Genomic DNA, 20,447 nt, shown 5'->3' with positions numbered 1-20,447 from the left:
TAACAAGGGGAAGATTACAGAATGATAAATATTTTAATTGATTATTCAAATGATTGATTTTCTTTTAAAATCAATAAATATAATTGATATTATTCATTAGCCTTATTCAAATGAAATCGAGTAAATTTGTCTAAAATTTTAATCAAATGTTTTTATATAACAGACATAGACGACTACGCAAAAACGAATCAATTCGTAGTATGATTCGCGAAAATCATTTGTCACCAAACGATTTTATTTTACCAATTTTTATGGCTGAAGGAGAAGGCGTGAAGGAAGAAATTGCTGCAATGCCAGGTATTTACCGCCAATCTCTTGACAATACTGTAAAAGAAGTAAAAGAAATTTGGGATTTAGGTATAAAATCAGTTAACATATATTGTAAAGTTAGTGATAACTTAAAAGATAATACAGGTAAAGAGGCTTGGAATCCAAACGGATTGATGCAAAATACAATCAAAGCAATTAAAGATGCTGTTCCAGAAATGATTGTAATGCCTGATGTTGCCTTAGATCCATATTCAATTTATGGTCATGACGGAATCATCAAAAATGGAGAAGTTATTAATGATGAAACAGTTGATGCTTTGGTAAAAATGACATTATCTCATGCAGAAGCTGGTGCAGATTTTGTTGCGCCTTCTGATATGATGGACGGTCGAATAGGAGCGATGCGCGCTGCGTTGGAGGAGAACGGTTTTCATAATGTAGGAATTATGACGTATGCTGCGAAATATGCATCATCTTTTTATGGACCTTTCCGTACAGCTTTAGATTCTGCACCAGTTGATTCTCAAGAAATTCCGAAAGACAAAAAAACCTATCAAATGGATTACCATAATTCACAAGAAGCATTGCGCGAAGCAATTGCGGATGTAGAAGAAGGTGCAGATATTTTGATGGTAAAACCAGGTATGGCATATCTGGATATTGTTAAATTAGTGAAAGATAATTTACAAGTTCCGGTTTCTGTTTATCAGGTTTCAGGTGAATATGCGATGATAAAAGCTGCTGTAGAAAAAGGTTGGTTAGATAATGATAAAGTAATTTTAGAGTCTTTAACTTGTTTCAAAAGAGCAGGAGCAGACCTAATTTCAACTTATTTTGCAAAAGAAGCAGCAAGATTATTGAACGATCAATAAATCAGTTCAAAATAAAAATAAAAAAATCCACTTCATTTGAAGTGGATTTTTTATGCTTTAAAGCGAATAATTAACCATTTTCGCTGTAAATTGTTGTTTTTCTAATGTAGATAGAAAATATTTTTGTTCAGCTTCAGCTTGTTCTTTTTTCTGATAATTCTTTTCGTAACCCGTTTGAATTTCTTTTAAAGAACCAATCGTTCCATTTTTCAATAAATAATTCTGAAACTTTGTATATCTATCTGCCAATTTGCCGTAGATATCTTTGTTATCGATGTTTGCTTCATAAACATCTGTCACATAAACTTCATTATCTTGTCCATAAGCGATGGAAAAAAAATAATAAGTTTGGTTATTCTTTGTTTGACTGAAAACCACCCCAGTAACAAAGAATAAAAATAGTACTAAACCTTTTTTCATTCAACCAAAATTTGAGCACGCAAGTTAATCATTATAACTTAATTAAAACCCTTGTTGTGTGATTTTATATTATTCGGTATAATTTTTTTATATTTGTGTCCTAAAATTGACTCAAAATGTTTCAAAATCTTCAGGATAAATTAGATAAAGCATTACATACCTTAAAAGGAAAAGGACAAATTACAGAAATTAACGTTGCAGAAACCGTAAAAGAGGTGCGTAGAGCCCTTGTTGATGCCGATGTTAGTTATAAAGTTGCAAAAGATTTTACAAATACGGTAAAAGAAAAGGCTTTAGGTGAAAACGTAATTACGTCGCTTAATCCTGGACAATTAATGGTAAAAATTGTTCATGATGAATTAGCAAAATTAATGGGAGGTGAGGTTACTGAACTGAAAGTAGACGATAATCCGACAATTATTTTGATTGCTGGTTTGCAAGGTTCTGGTAAAACAACTTTTTCTGGTAAATTAGCTAATTTCCTAAAAACTAAGAAAAACAAAAAAGTATTATTAGTTGCTGGTGATGTTTATCGTCCAGCTGCCATCAATCAGTTACAAGTTTTAGGAGAGCAAATTGGTGTAGATGTTTATGCTGATTTAGAAAACAAAAATCCTGTAGAAATTGCTCAATCAGCGATTGCACAAGCAAAACAAAATGGAAATAATGTAATTATTGTCGATACAGCTGGTCGTTTGGCGATTGATGAGCAAATGATGGATGAAATTCGTCGCGTTCACCAAACAGTTAATCCTACCGAAACTTTATTTGTTGTAGACTCTATGACAGGTCAAGATGCGGTGAATACTGCAAAAGCTTTCAATGAAGTATTGAATTATAATGGAGTTGTTTTAACAAAATTAGACGGTGATACACGTGGTGGAGCTGCTTTAACGATTAGAACTGTTGTTGATAAGCCAATCAAATTTATTTCTACTGGTGAGAAAATGGAAGCTTTAGATGTTTTCTATCCAGAACGTATGGCGGATCGTATTTTGGGAATGGGTGACGTTGTTTCGTTAGTAGAGCGTGCTCAAGAGCAATTTGACGAAGAAGAAGCAAAACGTTTGCAAAAGAAAATTGCAAAAAATAGCTTCGATTTTGATGATTTCTTAAAACAAATTCAGCAAATCAAACGTATGGGTAATATGAAAGATTTGGTTGGAATGATTCCTGGAGCTGGAAAAGCGTTGAAAGATGTAGATATTGACGACAATGCTTTTAAAGGGGTTGAAGCGATTATTCACTCAATGACGAAAAAAGAGCGTAAAAATCCAAATATTATCGATAATTCTCGTAAGAAAAGAATTGCAGCTGGTTCTGGAACATCTTTACAAGAAGTGAATCAATTATTGAAACAATTCTCTGAAATGGGAAAAATGATGAAATTTATGAATTCTGCAAATGGTAAAAAGATGATGGAAACAATGTCTAAAAATATGCCTGCAGGTGGATTCCCAGGAATGCCAAAAATGTAATAATAATACAATAATTTATAGTATATTAAAACCTCTAATTGTTAGAGGTTTTTTTATTTTAAACTAAATATATTATGTTAAATAGATTTTTCTTAATAGTTATTTTTTTCGGAATTTTTATAAACTGTCTTAATGGAGCTAGAGAGAAAGATGGTATAATAGTATATTATAATTATACAAAAGATGATGAGCTAGAGTGGAAATTAAATGACTATGAATACACATATTCTATAAACTTTATTTAAAAAGTAAATATAGAAATTAATCAATTTGATGATTATGCGGAAACAGAGTATGGAGGTTCATATCAATTTAAATTAGAGAAGAAAGACATAAAATTGTATAAAAGTTTACAAAATAAATTATCAAAAATTATTTTTGTAACAGACACAATAAAAAATAGTTATTATGGACATATTATAGTTTTAAATAGTTTGCAAATTATATTGTTCTAAAATATATTCCTAATCTAAAACCTTCAAAGTTGTATAGATAATCCCAAATAATAGGTAGACGACATTATTCAACTTTACATAATAAAGATTATTAATAATAATATTTCTATGAAATATTATTATTATAATATATATTATGTTAAATAAAGTATTTTATTAAGCTCTTTTATATATCCATTATTTATAATTTTAAATGTTGATTTCCCTAACAACAGTTTCTTCTACTAATTCATTTTGTTCTAATCTTCCTCCAGGCAATTCCCATTCGTTTCTATTGTTTTTAACTAACAAATATTTTCCATTAATTATAACGATTCCTTTTACAGAAATTGGAATTAAATATTCTTTACTCATTTTATTAAAATTTGGTTTTGTAAATGCCCAACGAATTTTAACTGGTACTGTGACGGATGAAAATGGTCAAAAATTATCTAACGTTCAGGTTCAGGATCCTCAAACGAAACGATGGACACAAACAAATTCGGATGGCTTTTTTACAATAGAATTAACGAACGAGAATACTAATTTGTCTTTTTCTCAAAAAGGAAAAGAAACACAAGAAATTGTTGTAGATTCTTCAGAAAATAACGTTTCGATTGTGTTATACAATCAAACTTTACGTTTGGAACAAGTTGATATTTTCCCAAAAAAAAAGAAAGAATATTCCGAGATTACGCTTGGTAAAGAAGCAATAGAAAATGTGCAAGCGTTTTCGTTAAACGAAGTTTTGCAACAATTACCAGGACAAGTAACAATGGATTTTAATAATAACGAGTTCAAAAATGTTGTTTTTAGAACTGCGATTTCTTCAAATAATTTGGGATTATCAGGAAGTTTGTCAAGTAATACAAATAATGATCGCAAAGATTATTTTCAGAATAAAGCGTTTGGGACGTCGATTGTAGTCAACGATATTCCAATTTCGAACAATGAAAATATGCAAGCGTTTACTTCCTTATCTGGTGGTGGTTTCAATGATTTTAATAACCCTAGTTATGGTGTTGATTTACGTCAAATTACAACTGCTAATATCGATGAAGTAAAAATTATTCAAGGAATAGCTCCTGCAAAATATGGTGATTTAACTTCAGGATTAATCATCATCAATTCTAAAGTTAGTGCAACTCCCCTACGCGCTTCCATTTCGATGTTAGATGCGACGACTGAATATAATATGTCAAAAGGTTTTAAAATTAATGATAGAAATTTCTTGAGTTTGTCGGGTAATTATTTGGCTTCTAATGAAGATGTTCGCGATAATTTAAAATCCTATAATCGTATAACAACAAATGCGGCGTGGAAATCATCAAACAAAATCAATACATTGGTTAATACTTTAGAAGGAAGTTTCGCAATCAATAATGATAAAATAAAATATGATCCAGATGATATTTCGGATCCTAAAATAAAGAATGACAAGTTTTCGATTCGATTATCTAATAATCTGAAATGGAACTTGAAAAAAGATTGGATTGATGCTTTGAATGTTGATGCAAATATCAGTTATGAAAAGCAAAATTCGAAAGAAGAACGTTGGAATAATGTCGCAACTGCTGCGGTTACAACTTCTACGGAAAATGGAATTTCGGATGCGATATTTTTACCAAATCAATACACGTTTGTCAAAAATGTAGAAGGAATTCCGATGTCTACTTTCTTAAATATAGAAGGTGTGAAAAATTACGAATCTAAAAATAATTGGAACCATACTTTTTCTGTTGGTTTATCTTCTCGATCAAGCTCTAACAAAGGTCGAGGGACATATACGGACGAAAATACAACGCCTAATTATTATACATTAAGCGGTGCAAAAGGTGGTTTAGGTTATCGTGATTATAATTTCAAAAATACCAAAACGCAATGGCAATTGTCTGTCTATGCAGAAGATAGAATTGTAAAATTTGGCGAAAATGACAATGTTTTCAAATTAGATTTAGGATTTAGATTCGATAATCAGTATGGAAATAACACATTTCAACCGCGTATAAATACATCTTATGCGTTCAATAAAGTGTTTAGAATTCGTGGTGGATACGGTATTGCTTCTAAAGCACCTTCGTTAAATCAGCTATTCACGGGAGATCGAATTTATGATCGTTTGTTGGGAGACGGAATTTATTATGTCAACAATAAACAATATGGGTGGATTGAAACGTTTCTTTTGGAAGGAAATAACTTAAACTTGAAACCAAGTAGATCTTACAATTCAGAAATTGGTTTTGATGTTAATTTACCTTTTGGATCATTAAATGTAACAGGGTATTATAATCAATTGAAGGATGGAATTTCAAGAGTTGATCATGTAGCAACTTTAGAAGGTTCTACAATTAGTGTCGACACATCCACTTCTACTCCAACTTATTCTGTTATTGGGAAAGAAGCCTATCAAATTATTTATAATACTTTGGAAAATAATTTAGAATCGACAGATAAAGGTATTGAAATGTTTATGAATTTTAACCGAATCAAACCTCTAAATTTAGATATTTCAGTGAATGGTTCGTATACAAAAACTACAAATAATAAGCCTGTTTATGAATATTCGGCTTCTACAAATGTTTTAGCAAAAGAGAAATATGCTGTTTATTATAATCCAAAATCGAATGATGAAGCTTTAATGTTTGGAACAAATTTTAATTATCATTTAAAAAAAGTTGGATTGATTTTATCTCTTCGTACAGAACATATTTTTATTCAAAATCACGATAAATACAACAATAGAAATCCAATTGGTTACTTAGATGAAAATTCTGTTTATCACGAAATTCCTGTCGAAGATCGAGGAAATACAGAATTATACGGACATTTGATTAAAGCTCCACAAAAAACATTAGCAGAATTACAAAATTCATTGCATAATTTTCATTTACGTATTTCGAAAGATTTCTTAAATGGATTCAAAGTATCTGTTTATACAACAAATGTTTTTGGTTTAAAACCTACTTATATCAACGATTCTGGTGAAAGAATTGTTTCAAAAATCGCAAAATTTTCATTGGGAGGTAAAATTGAATATACTTTCTAATTCTAAACAATTTCAAAAAAGATTATTATGTTAAAAAAATATATACTTCTCACTCCTATTTTAGCAAGTTTATTATTTAATTCTTGTTCTGATGATGATTTTGGAAATTCAGCGGTTCAACCCGTTACATTTACAACAAAAGTTACTTTTGATAGCGATTTTGATGCTTCAAAATTACCTGTAAATGCGAAAACAATTCTAAAAAATATACAAACAGGAATGACGAATGAAGTAATTTATGCAGATGGTTTAATTTTTGGACAATTATTTGGCGCAAATACAGTCGAATCTCAACCATATTCCCAAGCAAATGGACAATTAGATTGGTCTAAAGGTGAAGGAAACACAAAAGGTGCAGAAGCAAATACAGGTTATGTGTATGTTGCGAATGCGGTTCGTATTCCAGGAAATGGAACGACTTATCCAGTTCAACCAGGACAAAGTATTACAATTGCGCAAACGGCGATAAATCACAAAGGAAATTACACCGATGCAAATGGTAAAGTAATCGAAATTCTAAAACCAGAGTTGACGGTCGATTTATCAAATGCAGATTTTGAGGTAAATATGACGAGCTATTTAGGTTCTCAATATTCATATGATATTCAAAATCCTGCTGTTCCAGATTTAGATATTGTTTGGTGGGCAAATGGAAATAAAGATTTATTGTTAGATAATTTAGGTCGTCAAGCTTATATTCTTTTTAGGGCTGATGAAAATGATATAAATGGTTTTGGAAAAGTTAAAAATCCATCAAATAAAACGACGTATCAGTATTTACAATTGCCGAATTATTTTATTTTAGATGCTGTAGAAACAACACAAGACATGGGAACTAAATTGGTTCCGAAAAAATTACAGAACAAACAAGATGCTGGTTACGCCTATTTAACAGCAGGATCTTATACATCAACATCTATTATTCGTAAAACTCAAAAAACAATTAATGGTCGTATAATTTTGAAGGATACAAACAATTCGACAAACGATTTTGTAAACATCAAAGCTGAACCAAAGATTTTTGCGCAATAGAAATTAAAAAACATGAAATCAATTGATTTAACAACATACGATAACAAATTATTGAAAATTGTTTCTTTTGCTTGTTTACTTTTAGGAAGTACATCATTTGCGCAAGAAAATGATTCGATAAAAGTAACTTCTAACGAAGCTGAACAAGTTATAAAGGATTTGAATTGGCAATTACCTGTTGCGACACATTCTTTACCGATTAAAGATTATACGCATACTGGAATTTATTTCAGTCATAAAAACAATCAATTTTCGCGTAAACAAACAGCAGAAGAAACAAGTCGTTACGGTTTTTTGAGCGAAGGTTTATATACAACTGAAAATGGTTTTAGAATTTTCGGAATGATTGACTTGCAGAAATTCAATGAAAAAAATCTTTCATGGAACCTTTCTGACGAGCGTACAGATGAGCAACAAGTGCTTTCTCCTCAATATTTCTACGTTCCGCGTGCAGCAGATTGGGATAATCAGCAATATTTGATTCGTGGTGGAGTTTCGAAAAATTTTGGCAATTTAACTTTGGCTGCAAAAGCTGAATTGAATGTCAACAAAATGGCGCGTAAATTAGATCCTCGTCCAGAGATTAAAAACAATCAATTAGTTGGAGAAATTCAAGTTGGTTATGAACTTTTTGAGGGACATCAGATTTTTGTGTTAGGTTCATATGGTCGAAAAGATAAAGATTATAGTCTAAAGTATAAAGGTAGAAATCAAGATGTAGAAGAAAATTCGAATACCTATTTGCGTTACATGGCTGGTTATGGTCGCGAAATTAATAATCCATTGAGAAATAAAATAGATAACGAAAAAACAATTTACGAATATTTTACACGAAATATCATTTCTAAAATCGGTGGTGGATATCAATTTAATTCAGACAATACAAAGTTGATTTTAGGTTACAATTACCAAGAAAATCAACAGCGAATGTATGATAGCAAAACAAAAGAAGATAAGTTCTTTATCTATGTTTGGGATATCAACGAGCATTTTGCTTATGCGAATTTTATGACAAAATTTGATAACAATACAATCAATACACGTTTAGATTTTTCGAGAAAAGATGGTGAAAATTACGATGTTTCTATCGGTGGAATGAATTATCAAAATCGTATACAAAATCTAAATTTTGATGTTAACTTAGCTAATCGTGATGTTACGAAAATGAATTATTTTCTTGGATTCAAAACAAGCTATAATCAGAACAAATATTACGATGCTTTAGCTATTTATGACATGAAAATTAAATCGTTAGATGTTGGTATTTATGGAAATAAAGATTTAATGTTGAATGATAATTCGAAAATAAATATTGGTTTAGCTTTTAATTATTATGCTTTATTGGATTCTTATTTTGATTATACAAAAATGACTGGAATCAACGAAGATACTTTCTATGACAATGTAGCGGCTTATGATTATGCGTACAATACAACCAATCATTTTGATGCTTCAACTTCTATTCGCTACATTTTACCTGTAAAAAACAATAAAACAATCGAAGTATATACGCAGTTAAAAGGTATATTTGCAACAAATAAGAGCAATTTTACCGAAATCAATACAGATAATACGTATTTAATGAATTTCGGAATTCAATTAAATTATTAGAATGAAGATGAAAAAAATGCTTCCAATCGTTGCATTTGGTGCGACTACTCTATTTTATGCGTTTAACAGTAACAAAATAATCGATCAAGGTTATACAGTTACCGAATTACGTGCATTGTATAGTAGCGGAGATCAGTCAAAATGGCCTAAACCAACTGTTGACGAAAGTGTTTTGAAAGATGGTTTTGAAGATATTGGTACATTAGGCGAAGTTCCTTTTCCTAAAGATAATCCGTATTCTAAAGAAAAAGCTGAGTTAGGAAAATCCTTATTTTTTGATCCTCGTTTATCAAATTCAAATCAAATTTCTTGTGCAAATTGCCACGATCCTGAGCTGAATTGGGGTGATGGTCGTCGTGTTCCTTATGGCGAAGATCGACAATTGGGAGCGCGTAATTCGCCGAGTTTGATGAATGTTGCTTACTCAAAAGTGATGTTTTGGGATGGTCGTGCAAAAACATTGGAAGAACAAGCTGAATTTCCGATTCGTGATAAAAAAGAAATGAATCATCATATTGATTTTGCAACAAAACGAATTGCTGAAATTAATGGTTACAAAGAATTATTTAAAGCTGCTTTTGGTGACGAAAAAGTAACGAATGACCGTATTACAAAAGCAATTGCAACCTTTGAACGTACGATTTTATCACCAAAAAATAGATTTGATAAATTTATTTCAGGAAAATCGGATGAATTAACTGATCAAGAAATTGAAGGTTTACATCTTTTCCGTACAAAAGCGCGTTGCATCAATTGTCACAATACAGCATATTTTTCGGATAATAAATTTCATAATATAGGTTTGACATATTATGGTCGAGAATACGAGGATTTAGGATTATACAATACAACTAAATTGGCTAAGAATGTTGGTGAATTCAAAACACCTTCATTACGAGAAGTTCCTCAAAATGCTCCTTATATGCACAACGGACTTTTTCCTACGATTCGTGGTGTAATCAATATGTACAATGCAGGAATGTTCCATTTTCAACCAAATGAGAAACAGAAAATGATTCATTATTTCCGAAAACAACAGAGTTAGTTCAGAAATTGAATTTAACTGCTTCGGAAATGGATGCATTAGAAGCTTTTTTGATGAGTTTGAAACAGAATCAATACAAAATGCGTCCACCGCAATTACCGAATAAATAACAAATTATAAATAAAAAACGACTCAATAATTGAGTCGTTTTTTATTTTGTATAGTTTTAATTTTCAACTAAAATTTTTAATTGATTTTGAATAAATACTTGACTCAAATTATTATTGAGTTCATTATATTTTGATTTTAACACTTGATTTTTAGACGATTTGTAAACAGAAGCATCAACTTTATCAAACTTATATTTTGTTTCTGTGGTTTCAAAAGATTGTTCAGAAGTTTTTACAATTTCAATTAAAGAATTGGTCAAATCTTTCAATAAATTTAATTTTTTTATTTCAAGATTAACGAGATCATTTAATCGTTTTTCCTCTTTATCTTTTTGCACTTCATTTAATTGTAATTCAATTTTTTTCAATTCTCGTTGTTGCGCTGTATTTCCTCTCGAATAAATTGGAATAGAAAGATTCAATCCAATATATTGACTTTTGTTGTCTTTTAATTGATTTCCAAACTGAAAATTAGTATCCGCCAAACTCTTAATTTTCTGCGCATAAAAAGTTCCGTAAGAATAATTCAAGAAATTTCTTTGTATTTACGTTCGATTGTGTAAGATGAAAGCGCAAACAATCCAAATAATGCGATTGTAATCACAATAACATTTAGAATTTTGAACATTTTCTCTTGTTTTGTGTAATTCTCATACGAACGAGCAAATTGCTTATCAACAAATTCATATTCAAATGGATAATCTTGATTAACTTTAGCTTTCCAAAACGTTTCAATGTTATCGATGGTTTCTTTTGTATCTTCTGTGTCTATTTTAATCAGTATATTTTGAAGATTGGAAGGCATCCACTTTACAACTTTAAAATGAAAAAACATCATTGGTCTAATCTTAGCCTGTGGCTCTCCCAAATTAAAATCTTTTATTACTCCAACCAGTTTTAATTTTTGATTATTCCAATCGAACTCGTCATTTAACTTTAATGTTTCTCCAAAATGTTTTTTTGCGGTTTCATTAATAAGAACACTGGAAATTGTATCAGATGAGATTTTAGGATCTAAATCTCGTCCTTCTTTTACTTCAATTTTCATCATGTTTAGAAAGCCAAAGTCAATCGCCATATTATCTGTTACCAATTGTTTATCTTTTACTCTAAAACTTGTGTTGGATATTGCTCCACCGGAACCAAACTTAAATGCCGTTGCATTAATGCTTTGTACGCCTTTAATTTTTGCTAAATCTTGCTGGAAACTTTCGTAAAAATTGAACTTATTTTCTCCTAAATCCTGTCTTTTAAACGGAATACTAATCACTTGATCTCCTGAAAATCCCAAATCTTTTTTTGCAATATGATTCATTTGTTGAATAACAAGAGTTCCAGCTACAATAAAGAATGTAGCAATAGAAAATTGTAAAATCAACATTCCATTTCGTAACCAAATTCCATTCTTGCTTCTTGAAAAATTCCCTTTTAGAACGTTAAGCTCTTTAAAATTTGACACATAAATGGCAGGAAAAATTCCGGCAATAATCACAACTACAATGAAAATCGCTACAAGATATGGGATAAACGGGATAATTTCTATTTCCAGGTTTTTGTCAATCAGCTGATTATAACTGGGTAAACCTACTTCAACCAAAGCCAAAGCAACCACAAATGCCAAAACAGTTGTAATGGTTGTTTCTACAATAAATTGGACAACAATATTTCGTTTGGTTGCTCCAACCACTTTTCTGATTCCTACTTCTTTTGCTCTTCTAATTGCTTGTGCAGTGGAAAGGTTAATATAATTGATGATGGATAAAATTAAAATCAGATAAGATAATCCCAGGTTAATCTGTAAAAACAGTTTGTTTCCCATTCCTTCCGGAAGTCTTGAAACTTTGGCATTTAATCTCGAATCTTTTAAAGGCTGTAATTGTACTTTAACAGGTTCGTATATCTTTGAAAATTCTTCTACTGAAACTCCTTCTCGTTGCGCATTTTTAACTGTATTATTCTCATAAAATAATTGTGTAGCCAGTTTCTCTACTTCTAGTTTGTCTGCAGGATTTTTAAGCTTTATAAATAGTCCTGTGCCATAATTTCCCCAGTTATCCTTAATATCCTCTAAACGTGAATAAATATTAGAAATAACCATTTTAGGTTGAAAGCTTGTGTATTTTTCTGCTTTAAAAACACCATAAATCGGCATCTTTATTCCATCATATGTTGTCAAGATTTTCCCTACAGGGTTTTCTTTACCAAAGATTTTGATTGCTTCACTCTCTTCTATTGCAACACCATATCTGTTTTTGCGAAAATCATCTACACTTCCTTTTATAAACTTGAATGGAATAAAATCAAAAAAATTCTGATCTGTACTAGTAATTCCAGTAACATAAACTTTTTTATTATTGACGTAATAAGTTTCTTGCCCATACCAACCTTCAAACCAACAATAACTTTCTATCTTATCTGATTTTTCTTTTAAGTAACGAGGCAAAGGTTCAACACTTGTAGGCCAAGTTTCTCCACCTCTCTGAAATACAGTTAATGTTTCAAATACGCGACCAATATTCGGATTCCATTGATTGTAACTCGTTTCATCTTTCCAATATAAAGTCGAAAAAATAACACCAGCAATTCCGATAGCTAAACCAAGAATTGTAAGAAATGTAAACCCTTTATTCTTGATCGTATTTCTTAAGTATATTTTAAGCCAATTTTTTAGCATTGAATTTAAATTTTAGTTTTCTCAAAAACATTTACATTTTTCTGATTCATTTTTTCAGAAAGAATTTCACCATCTTTCATGGTAATAATTTTATCAGAGTAAGCCGCATCATGAGCCGAATGTGTCACCATCAAAATTGTAGATCCTTGCGCATGCAAATCGGTCAAAAGCTCCATGACTTCATTTCCATTAATACTATCCAAATTTCCTGTTGGTTCATCAGCCAAAATTATTTTAGGATTAATCACTAAAGCTCTTGCTACTGCAACACGTTGTTGCTGACCACCAGAAAGTTGCTGTGGATAATGTTGCAAACGATGGACAATGTTTAATTTTTCGGCAATTTCTTGCACTCGTTTTTTTCGTTCCGAGTTCGAAACTTTAGAATAAATCAAAGGTAATTCGATATTATCATAAACTGATAATTCATCAATTAAGTTGAAATTTTGGAAGATAAATCCTATGTTTTCTTTTCTAACTTGAGAGCGTTTCGATTCGTTTGCATTAGACATTTCAAGGTTATTCAAGGTATAACTTCCTCCATTGAAAGAATCCAATAATCCAATAATATTCAATAAAGTTGATTTTCCACAACCTGAAGGGCCCATAATGGAAATAAATTCTCCAGAATTGATTATTAAATTAATCTCATTCAACGCTTTTGTTTGAATATCTTCTGTGATAAATATTTTTGATAAGTTTTCTATTTTAATCATGATGTTATTTTTTTAATTTATTTTTTGTCATTCCGAACATAGCTTTTAGCGAAATGAGGAATCTGTATTTTATAGATTTCTCGATAAGCTCGAAATGACAGCTAAAATTGTGTGTTATTATTTTTTTATCGTTAATTCTTGTACTTCTTTATAATCTTCGTAATTCGAAATAATTACTTTTTCATTTACTTTTAATCCTGAGGATATCTCATAAACACTCGGATTTTCTCTTCCTAATTCAATTTTTCTTCGTGTTGCTTTATCATTATTAACAACAAAAATCCACTTCCCTTGTGTGGTTGTATAAAAGGAACCTTTCTGAATCACTAATTTCTTCTCTTTCTCGGATAAAATCAATTTTACTCCTACGGATAAACCTTCTTGTAAATTTTCAGGAATTTTATCAATAAATTCTAATTCTGTTTTAAATTTTCCATTTTTTATTTCTGGAGAAATCTTAGTCACTTTCACTTTTATGATTTTTCCTTTAATTTCGATTTGTCCATATTGATTTTCTTGAATTCTATCCAAATAATATTCATCTACCATTGCAACTAATTTATAACCGCTTAGAATATCCACTTTTCCTATGCTTTTTCCTGCTTCTATTGATTGTCCTAATGTCGCTTCAAAAGAACTTAAACGACCAGTTTCAGGTGCTAAAACCAAGAAATTTTGTTTGTTTTTCCGAAGCGTTACTAGACTTTTTTGCATGATAGCTAAAGCTTCATTAATTTGCTTTAATTGAATCGAATTTGATTCACGTTCCTTTACCAAACTTTTTTGAATAATTGCTTTTCGTTCTTGCTGATAGCGCATTTTTTCCTTCGTATTCTCCCACTCATTTTTTGCTAACACTTCTCGATCATATAACTTTTGATTTAGTTCATAATCTAATTTTGATTGATTAAAATCGTGTTCAATTCCTACAAAATCCTTTGATAGATCTAATTCTTGATTCCGAATAGATAGTTTTGCAACATTTAATTGATTCATTTGTTCAATAATTGCCGTTTCTTGCGTCAAAAAATTAAGTTCCGTATTCGGATTATATAATCGTGCAATTGGTAATCCTTTTGTCACCTTCTCACCATTTTCTACAAATATTTCTTGAACAGAACCACCTTCTATCACATTGATAAAGATTGAATTAATTGGTTCTATTTGTGCCTGAAAAACAACAAAATCTTCAAAATAATCTTCAGAAACGTCTTTTATCATCAATTCATTTGCACTTACAGTTAAAGTTCGCGGTCGATTCATCAAATAAAAACTCGAACCGCCTAAAATTATGGTCGTTACAGCAATTATTCCGAGGCGTTTATATTTTTTATTTTTTTGATTGATTTTCGTATCCATTATTTATTAAATTTACCAAACAACCGTTTATTTATGGTTATTTTACTAATTATCAATACGTAATAAATATGCCCAAAATTTATAATTTCTTAAAGCATTGAAATCAATTCTTTTAAAAAATTATATAAAAAATAGACTGTCCGAAAACGAACACTTATTTGTTCAGAAACGGACACATGACAAAACTGAATATGAAGAAAACTTTAGCCACTATACTGATTTTAGACGATCAAGAAGAAATATTAATTGCAAGTCGACTACTTTTGAAACGCCAATTCGAAACAATTATCACTTGTTCTGATCCTAAAAAGATTCCTCAAATCTTGGTAGAAAATGAAATTGATGTTGTTTTAATGGACATGAATTTTAGAACAGGTTATGAAGATGGAAAAGAAGGAATTTTTTGGCTGAAAGAAATTCAACATGCGCAACCAAAAACGAGAGTAATTTTAATGACTTCCTATGGAAGTGTAGAAACTGCGGTTGAAGGTTTAAAACTTGGTGCGATTGATTATATTTTAAAACCATGGGATAATGATAAATTAGTTAATCTTATAAAAGAAGCGATAAAACAACTTAGAAAATCGAGGAAAATAAAAGAAGCGAAAGAAAATAAGTTGTTTTACGGAAATTCTCCGAGTATCGAAAAAGTATATAAAATCACCAATAAAATTGCAAAAACCGATGCAACAATCTTGATTTTAGGCGAAAATGGTACAGGAAAATCAGTTTTGGCAAAATCAATTCATGAAAATTCTTCTCGAAATACAGAAAAATTTGTTCATGTTGATTTAGGTTCTTTAAACGAAAATCTATTTGAAAGTGAATTATTTGGATATAAAAAAGGTGCGTTTACCGATGCAAAAGAAGATACAATTGGTCGATTTGAAGCAGCAAATAATGGAACAATTTTTTTAGATGAAATTGGGAATTTACCAAATCATTTACAAGCAAAACTTTTGCAAGTAATTCAGAATAAAGAAATTATTCGTTTAGGAGAAAGTTTACCAAGAAAAATTGATGTTCGGATTATTGTTGCTACGAATGCGAATCTTGAAAATGCAGTAAAAGAAGGTCGTTTTAGGGAAGATTTATATTATCGAATCAATACAATTTCAGTTACAATGCCAAGTCTTAGCGAACGAAAAGAAGATATTAAACCTTTGATTGATTATTTTTTAGAACTTTATGTTGATAAATATGAAGTAGAAAAACCTATTATCCATGAACAAATTTTACATCAATTAGAAAACTACGATTGGAACGGAAACATTCGAGAATTGCAAAACAGAATCGAACGTGCAATTATTTTGGCTGAAGAAAATGAAATTACGATTGAAAATATAGGTTTCACAACATTTATTCCTCAAAAAATAACAGATAATTCAAATAATTTGAACGAAATAGAGCGAAATAAAATTGTAGAACGTTTACATTTTTTTGAAGGAAATATTAGTAAAACAGCCGAAAATTTAGGTGTTTCTCGTGCTGCTTTATATCGAAAATTAGAAAAATATAACATTACGAATTATAAATAATGAAACGCAATTCTCTTATTTTTCAGTTAGTACTCAGAATACTTTTTTTAGCATTTCTTTTGTTTATGTTGGCTTTTATTGGAATCAAAAATTATTGGTTTTCATTTACATTTGTATGTATTATTACAATTGTTTCGATTACGGAAATAATTCATTTTTCTAAAAATTATCTTTCTAAAAATCAGAAAATTATAGATGCTTTATTGTACAATGACTTTAGCTTAAATATTAATCAAAATCAATATAAAAAAGACAATTCTGTATTAAAATTATATCATAAAATTAGAGAAGAACATGTTTTAAATTCGTCTAAAGAAATCATTTATCATCAATTATTGAATGCAGTTCCGTTTGGCTTTTTGATTCTTAAAAAAGAAGAAAATGATCGAAAAATTATATTTATCAATCATCATTTTCAAAAGATATTTAGCGTTCCAAAATCAAGTTCGTGGAATTATCTAAAAAAATTGATTCCACAGTTTTGTGAAACTTTAGAAAATAAAGAATTTGATGATTTTAAAAGTACAATTGACATACAAATTAATGATGAAGAGCGACAAACTTATCTGATTCAGAACACAAAAACGTTGATTGCTCATGATGAATATGCGATTATTTTTATTGATTCGATTCAGCGCGTGATTGATTCCACTGAAAAAGAGGCTTGGATGAATATTATGAAAGTTATTGCGCATGAAATCATCAATTCTTTGACGCCTATTTATTCATTAGCAAATACCACAAAAACTTATTTTGAAGCGAATCATTTAGACAAAAATGATTATGATGATATTCGTTTGAGTTTGGATACAATTATGAATAGAAGTCAGCATTTACAGACGTTTGTAGAGCAATATCGTAAATTGACCATGTTACCAAACCCTGTTAAATCGTTACAAAATTTGTATGAAATTGTCCAAGGAATTGAACAATCTTTTTCGGCTGAATTTCATCAAAAAAATATTGTTTTTCAGAATTTAATTCCACAAAATATTGAAGTTGAAATTGATCGTATCTTATTTGAACAAGTTTTGATTAACTTAATCAAAAATGCGATTTATTCATTAGAAAATGTAGAAACTAAATCTATTGAAATTTCATCGAAACAAACTGATAATCGATTGCAAATTATTATTCAAGATTCTGGACAATTGATTGATGAAGAAATCATTTCCAAAATATTTTTACCTTTTTATACAACTCGAAAAGATGGTGCAGGAATTGGCTTAACACTTTCCAAAAACATTATAGAAGCGCACAAAGGTTATTTGTATTATCAACAAAATGATGGCGTGAAACGTTTTAATATCATCTTAAAGTAATTAGTAAAAAGTGTAACTTTAACCTCTAATTATATAATACTTTCTCGCCAAAATCTTTGGAAATTTGTCCCATAAAATTACTGTTATGAATGCACTAACACTTACTATACCGATTATCAATTTGAATTCAGAAAAAGATGTTGAACTCATCAATAAATTACTTTCTGAAATAGAAAATCTTGATGAATATGCTGTGAATTTAGATGCTAAAACGATTAACGTTTCGGCAAAGAAATTATGGAAAGTTTCCCCTAAAATCTACGAAACTTTAAAGCAAAATAACTTCAAAATAGATTCTGTCGAAAAATCGTATCCCGTTCTCAATATGACGTGTGCTTCGTGTGCGAGTAGTTCTCAAGCGAATCTTAATCGTCAGTTAGGTGTTGTAAATGCGGAAGTGAATTACGGAAATGGAATGGGAAAAATAGAGTACATTCCTACTCTAGTTTCTCCAGAAAATTTGAAAAATGCTTTAGTAGAAGTTGGCTATGATTTGGTGATTGATGAGTCTAAAAATCAAGATGAAGAAATAGAACAACTTCACGAAGAAAAATACAAAACGCTGAAAAATAAAGTGATTTGGGCTTTAATTTTTGGAGTTCCTTTATTTATTATTGGAATGTTTTTTATGGATATGCCTTACGGAAATTACATTATGTGGGCACTTTCTACGCCAATTCTTTTCATTTTTGGGCAACAATTTTTCGTCGGTGCTTGGAAACAATTGAAAAATAAATCGGCTAATATGGATACTTTGGTTACTTTGAGTACAAGTGTAGCCTATCTTTTTAGCGTTTTCAATACATTATTTCCAGAATATTGGCACAGCAAAGGTTTGCATGCGCATCCTTATTTTGAAGCTGCTGGTTTAATCATCGTTTTTATCTTGATTGGTAAATTGATGGAAGAACGTGCGAAAGGAAATACTTCCGAAGCGATCAAGAAATTAATCGGATTACAACCTAATACTGTGTTGGTTGTGAAAGATGGAGATCAGGTTGAAGTGAAAATTGAAGATGTACAAATTGGTGATTTGATTATTGCAAAACCTGGAGATAAAATTGCGGTTGATGGAATTATTGTTTCGGGAGAATCTTTTATCGATGAAAGTTCATTGACAGGAGAACCAATTCCAGTTGAAAAAGGAATTGATGCAAATGTTTTTTCAGGGACCTTAAACCAAAACTCTCCTATTCAATATAAAGCCTTGAAAGTAGGGAATGATACACTTTTGGCTCAAATTATTCAATCGGTTAAAAATGCACAAGGAAGTAAAGCGCCAGTTCAACAATTGGTAGACAAAATTGCAGGTGTTTTTGTTCCGATTGTAATTATTATTGCAATTCTAACGTTCATTACTTGGTTAGTTTTAGGTCAAGAAAATGCTTTTACAATGGCCCTTTTATCGATGATTACTGTCCTTGTTATCGCTTGTCCTTGTGCGCTTGGTTTAGCAACACCTACCGCGATTATGGTTGGAATGGGAAAAGGTGCTGAGCAAGGAATTTTGATCAAAAATGCTGAAAGTTTAGAATTAGCGAAGAAAATTGATACAATTATTTTAGATAAAACAGGAACAATTACAGAAGGAAAACCAAAAGTACAAGAATTGATTTGGTTTGATGATTCTGCTAAAAATATGCTTTATACAATCGAAAATAATTCGCAACATCCTTTGGCAAAAGCGATTACAGAACATATTGGAAAACAAGATATTTTACCTGAACTAAAAATTGAAGATATATCTGGAAAAGGATTGAAAGCTAATATTTTAAATGACACTTATTATGTTGGAAAAACAAGTTGGATTACTGAATTAAATATTCAAATTGATGAAAATGTAAAACAAGCTATTCAAGATTTTTCGATTAAAAATTATACTACTTCTTTCTTTGGAAATGATAAAAAAGTTTTGGGATTAATTGGAATTTCTGATGAAATAAAAGCAACTTCTGTTGAAGCTATTAAAGCTTTTCACGAAAAAGGAATTGAAGTTTGGATGGTGACTGGTGACAACGAATTTTCGGCAAATGCAATTGCAAAACAAGTCGGAATTGATCAAGTTGTCGCAAATGCTTTACCAAATGATAAAATGAGTATTATCAAAGATTTGCAACAAAAAGGAAAAGTTGTCGCAATGGTTGGTGATGGAATTAATGATAGTGCAGCGTTGGCTCAAGCAGATGTTTCGATTGCGATGGGAAATGGTTCTGATATAGCGATTGATGTGGCAGAAGTTACATTGATTGGAGGAGATTTGACAAAAATCGATCATGCGATTAATCTTTCAACACAAACAGTCAAAACAATTCATCAAAATTTATTCTGGGCATTTATTTACAATGTAATCGGAATTCCAATCGCTGCTGGAGTACTTTATCCAATTAATGGATTTTTGTTAGATCCTATGATTGCTGGTGCTGCAATGGCTTTGAGTAGTGTAAGTGTTGTAACAAATAGTTTATTGTTAAAGTATAAAAAGATTTAAAAAACTTTAAAATATTCATAAAAAAATCGGCT

General features: G+C 30.4%; 15 protein-coding genes. 9 read left to right on the top strand and 6 right to left on the bottom strand.

Annotated elements, in window-relative coordinates:
- Nucleotides 1-146: 146 nt before the first annotated feature.
- Entirely contained in the window at nt 147-1,142 is a 996-nt protein-coding gene (gene hemB / locus B3792_RS01155; RefSeq protein ID WP_038334133.1) for a porphobilinogen synthase, read from the top strand.
- A 57-nt stretch (nt 1,143-1,199) separates the two neighbouring features.
- On the opposite strand, the gene B3792_RS01150 is transcribed toward hemB, so the two are convergent.
- Nucleotides 1,200-1,562 carry a hypothetical protein gene (locus B3792_RS01150; RefSeq protein ID WP_219034601.1) on the bottom strand — a complete coding sequence of 121 codons (363 nt, stop codon included), beginning with the start codon at nt 1,560-1,562 and terminating at the stop codon, nt 1,200-1,202.
- Nucleotides 1,563-1,678: 116 nt separating this feature from the next.
- Between B3792_RS01150 and ffh the strand changes: the two genes are divergently transcribed.
- Nucleotides 1,679-3,040, top strand: coding sequence for a signal recognition particle protein (gene ffh, locus B3792_RS01145; protein WP_219034600.1), 1,362 nt, complete (start codon nt 1,679-1,681; stop codon nt 3,038-3,040).
- Between the two features lie 644 nt (nt 3,041-3,684).
- On the opposite strand, the gene B3792_RS01140 is transcribed toward ffh, so the two are convergent.
- Nucleotides 3,685-3,849 carry an NUDIX domain-containing protein gene (locus B3792_RS01140; protein WP_219035308.1) on the bottom strand — a complete coding sequence of 55 codons (165 nt, stop codon included), beginning with the start codon at nt 3,847-3,849 and terminating at the stop codon, nt 3,685-3,687.
- A gap of 49 nt (nt 3,850-3,898) precedes the next feature.
- Between B3792_RS01140 and B3792_RS01135 the strand changes: the two genes are divergently transcribed.
- Genes B3792_RS01135 through B3792_RS01120 form a run of 4 tightly spaced genes read left to right on the top strand, consistent with a single transcriptional unit; the run spans nt 3,899 to nt 10,208 of the window.
- Entirely contained in the window at nt 3,899-6,520 is a 2,622-nt protein-coding gene (locus B3792_RS01135; RefSeq protein ID WP_291048252.1) for a TonB-dependent receptor, read from the top strand.
- A gap of 27 nt (nt 6,521-6,547) precedes the next feature.
- A complete protein-coding gene (locus B3792_RS01130) occupies nt 6,548-7,552 on the top strand; it encodes a DUF4876 domain-containing protein (protein ID WP_219035311.1) in 1,005 nt (334 codons plus the stop codon).
- Between the two features lie 12 nt (nt 7,553-7,564).
- Nucleotides 7,565-9,163, top strand: a complete 1,599-nt coding sequence (locus B3792_RS01125) for a DUF6850 family outer membrane beta-barrel protein (RefSeq protein WP_291068647.1) — start codon at nt 7,565-7,567, stop codon at nt 9,161-9,163.
- Between the two features lies 1 nt (nt 9,164).
- Entirely contained in the window at nt 9,165-10,208 is a 1,044-nt protein-coding gene (locus tag B3792_RS01120) for a cytochrome-c peroxidase (protein ID WP_286494826.1), read from the top strand.
- Nucleotides 10,209-10,374: 166 nt separating this feature from the next.
- Here B3792_RS01120 and B3792_RS01115 read toward each other — a convergent pair whose 3' ends face one another.
- From B3792_RS01115 to B3792_RS01100, 4 genes are all read right to left on the bottom strand, one after another.
- Nucleotides 10,375-10,848 (bottom strand): TolC family protein, encoded by a 474-nt coding sequence (locus B3792_RS01115; RefSeq protein ID WP_286494825.1) that lies wholly within the window; start codon nt 10,846-10,848, stop codon nt 10,375-10,377.
- Nucleotides 10,845-12,992: an ABC transporter permease gene (locus tag B3792_RS01110; protein ID WP_286494824.1), complete on the bottom strand. Its 2,148-nt coding sequence runs from the start codon at nt 12,990-12,992 to the stop codon at nt 10,845-10,847. Before B3792_RS01110 ends, B3792_RS01115 begins: the two co-directional genes overlap by 4 nt.
- Before the next feature lie 5 nt (nt 12,993-12,997).
- On the bottom strand, nt 12,998-13,708 hold the full coding sequence (locus B3792_RS01105) for an ABC transporter ATP-binding protein (protein ID WP_286494823.1): 711 nt from the start codon (nt 13,706-13,708) through the stop codon (nt 12,998-13,000).
- Between the two features lie 117 nt (nt 13,709-13,825).
- Nucleotides 13,826-15,067, bottom strand: a complete 1,242-nt coding sequence (locus B3792_RS01100; protein ID WP_291048238.1) for an efflux RND transporter periplasmic adaptor subunit — start codon at nt 15,065-15,067, stop codon at nt 13,826-13,828.
- Nucleotides 15,068-15,258: 191 nt separating this feature from the next.
- Here B3792_RS01100 and B3792_RS01095 point away from each other — a divergent pair, with 191 nt between their 5' ends.
- From B3792_RS01095 to B3792_RS01085, 3 genes are all read left to right on the top strand, one after another.
- Nucleotides 15,259-16,605 carry a sigma-54-dependent transcriptional regulator gene (locus tag B3792_RS01095; protein ID WP_286494930.1) on the top strand — a complete coding sequence of 449 codons (1,347 nt, stop codon included), beginning with the start codon at nt 15,259-15,261 and terminating at the stop codon, nt 16,603-16,605.
- Between the two features lie 65 nt (nt 16,606-16,670).
- The gene (locus B3792_RS01090) at nt 16,671-17,927 is read left to right on the top strand and encodes a sensor histidine kinase (RefSeq protein ID WP_286494821.1); all 1,257 of its coding nucleotides are present in this window, start codon (nt 16,671-16,673) and stop codon (nt 17,925-17,927) included.
- Between the two features lie 85 nt (nt 17,928-18,012).
- Complete coding sequence (locus B3792_RS01085; RefSeq protein ID WP_286494820.1) at nt 18,013-20,415, top strand: heavy metal translocating P-type ATPase; 2,403 nt, start codon at nt 18,013-18,015, stop codon at nt 20,413-20,415.
- The last annotated feature ends 32 nt before the right edge of the window (nt 20,416-20,447 follow it).

The organism is Empedobacter sp. UBA5924 (genome assembly GCF_002431085.1).
GTDB lineage: Bacteria > Bacteroidota > Bacteroidia > Flavobacteriales > Weeksellaceae > Empedobacter > Empedobacter falsenii_B.
The sequence above is the reverse complement of the archived record's forward strand: the minus strand, read 5'-3'. Positions and strand labels throughout refer to the sequence as shown.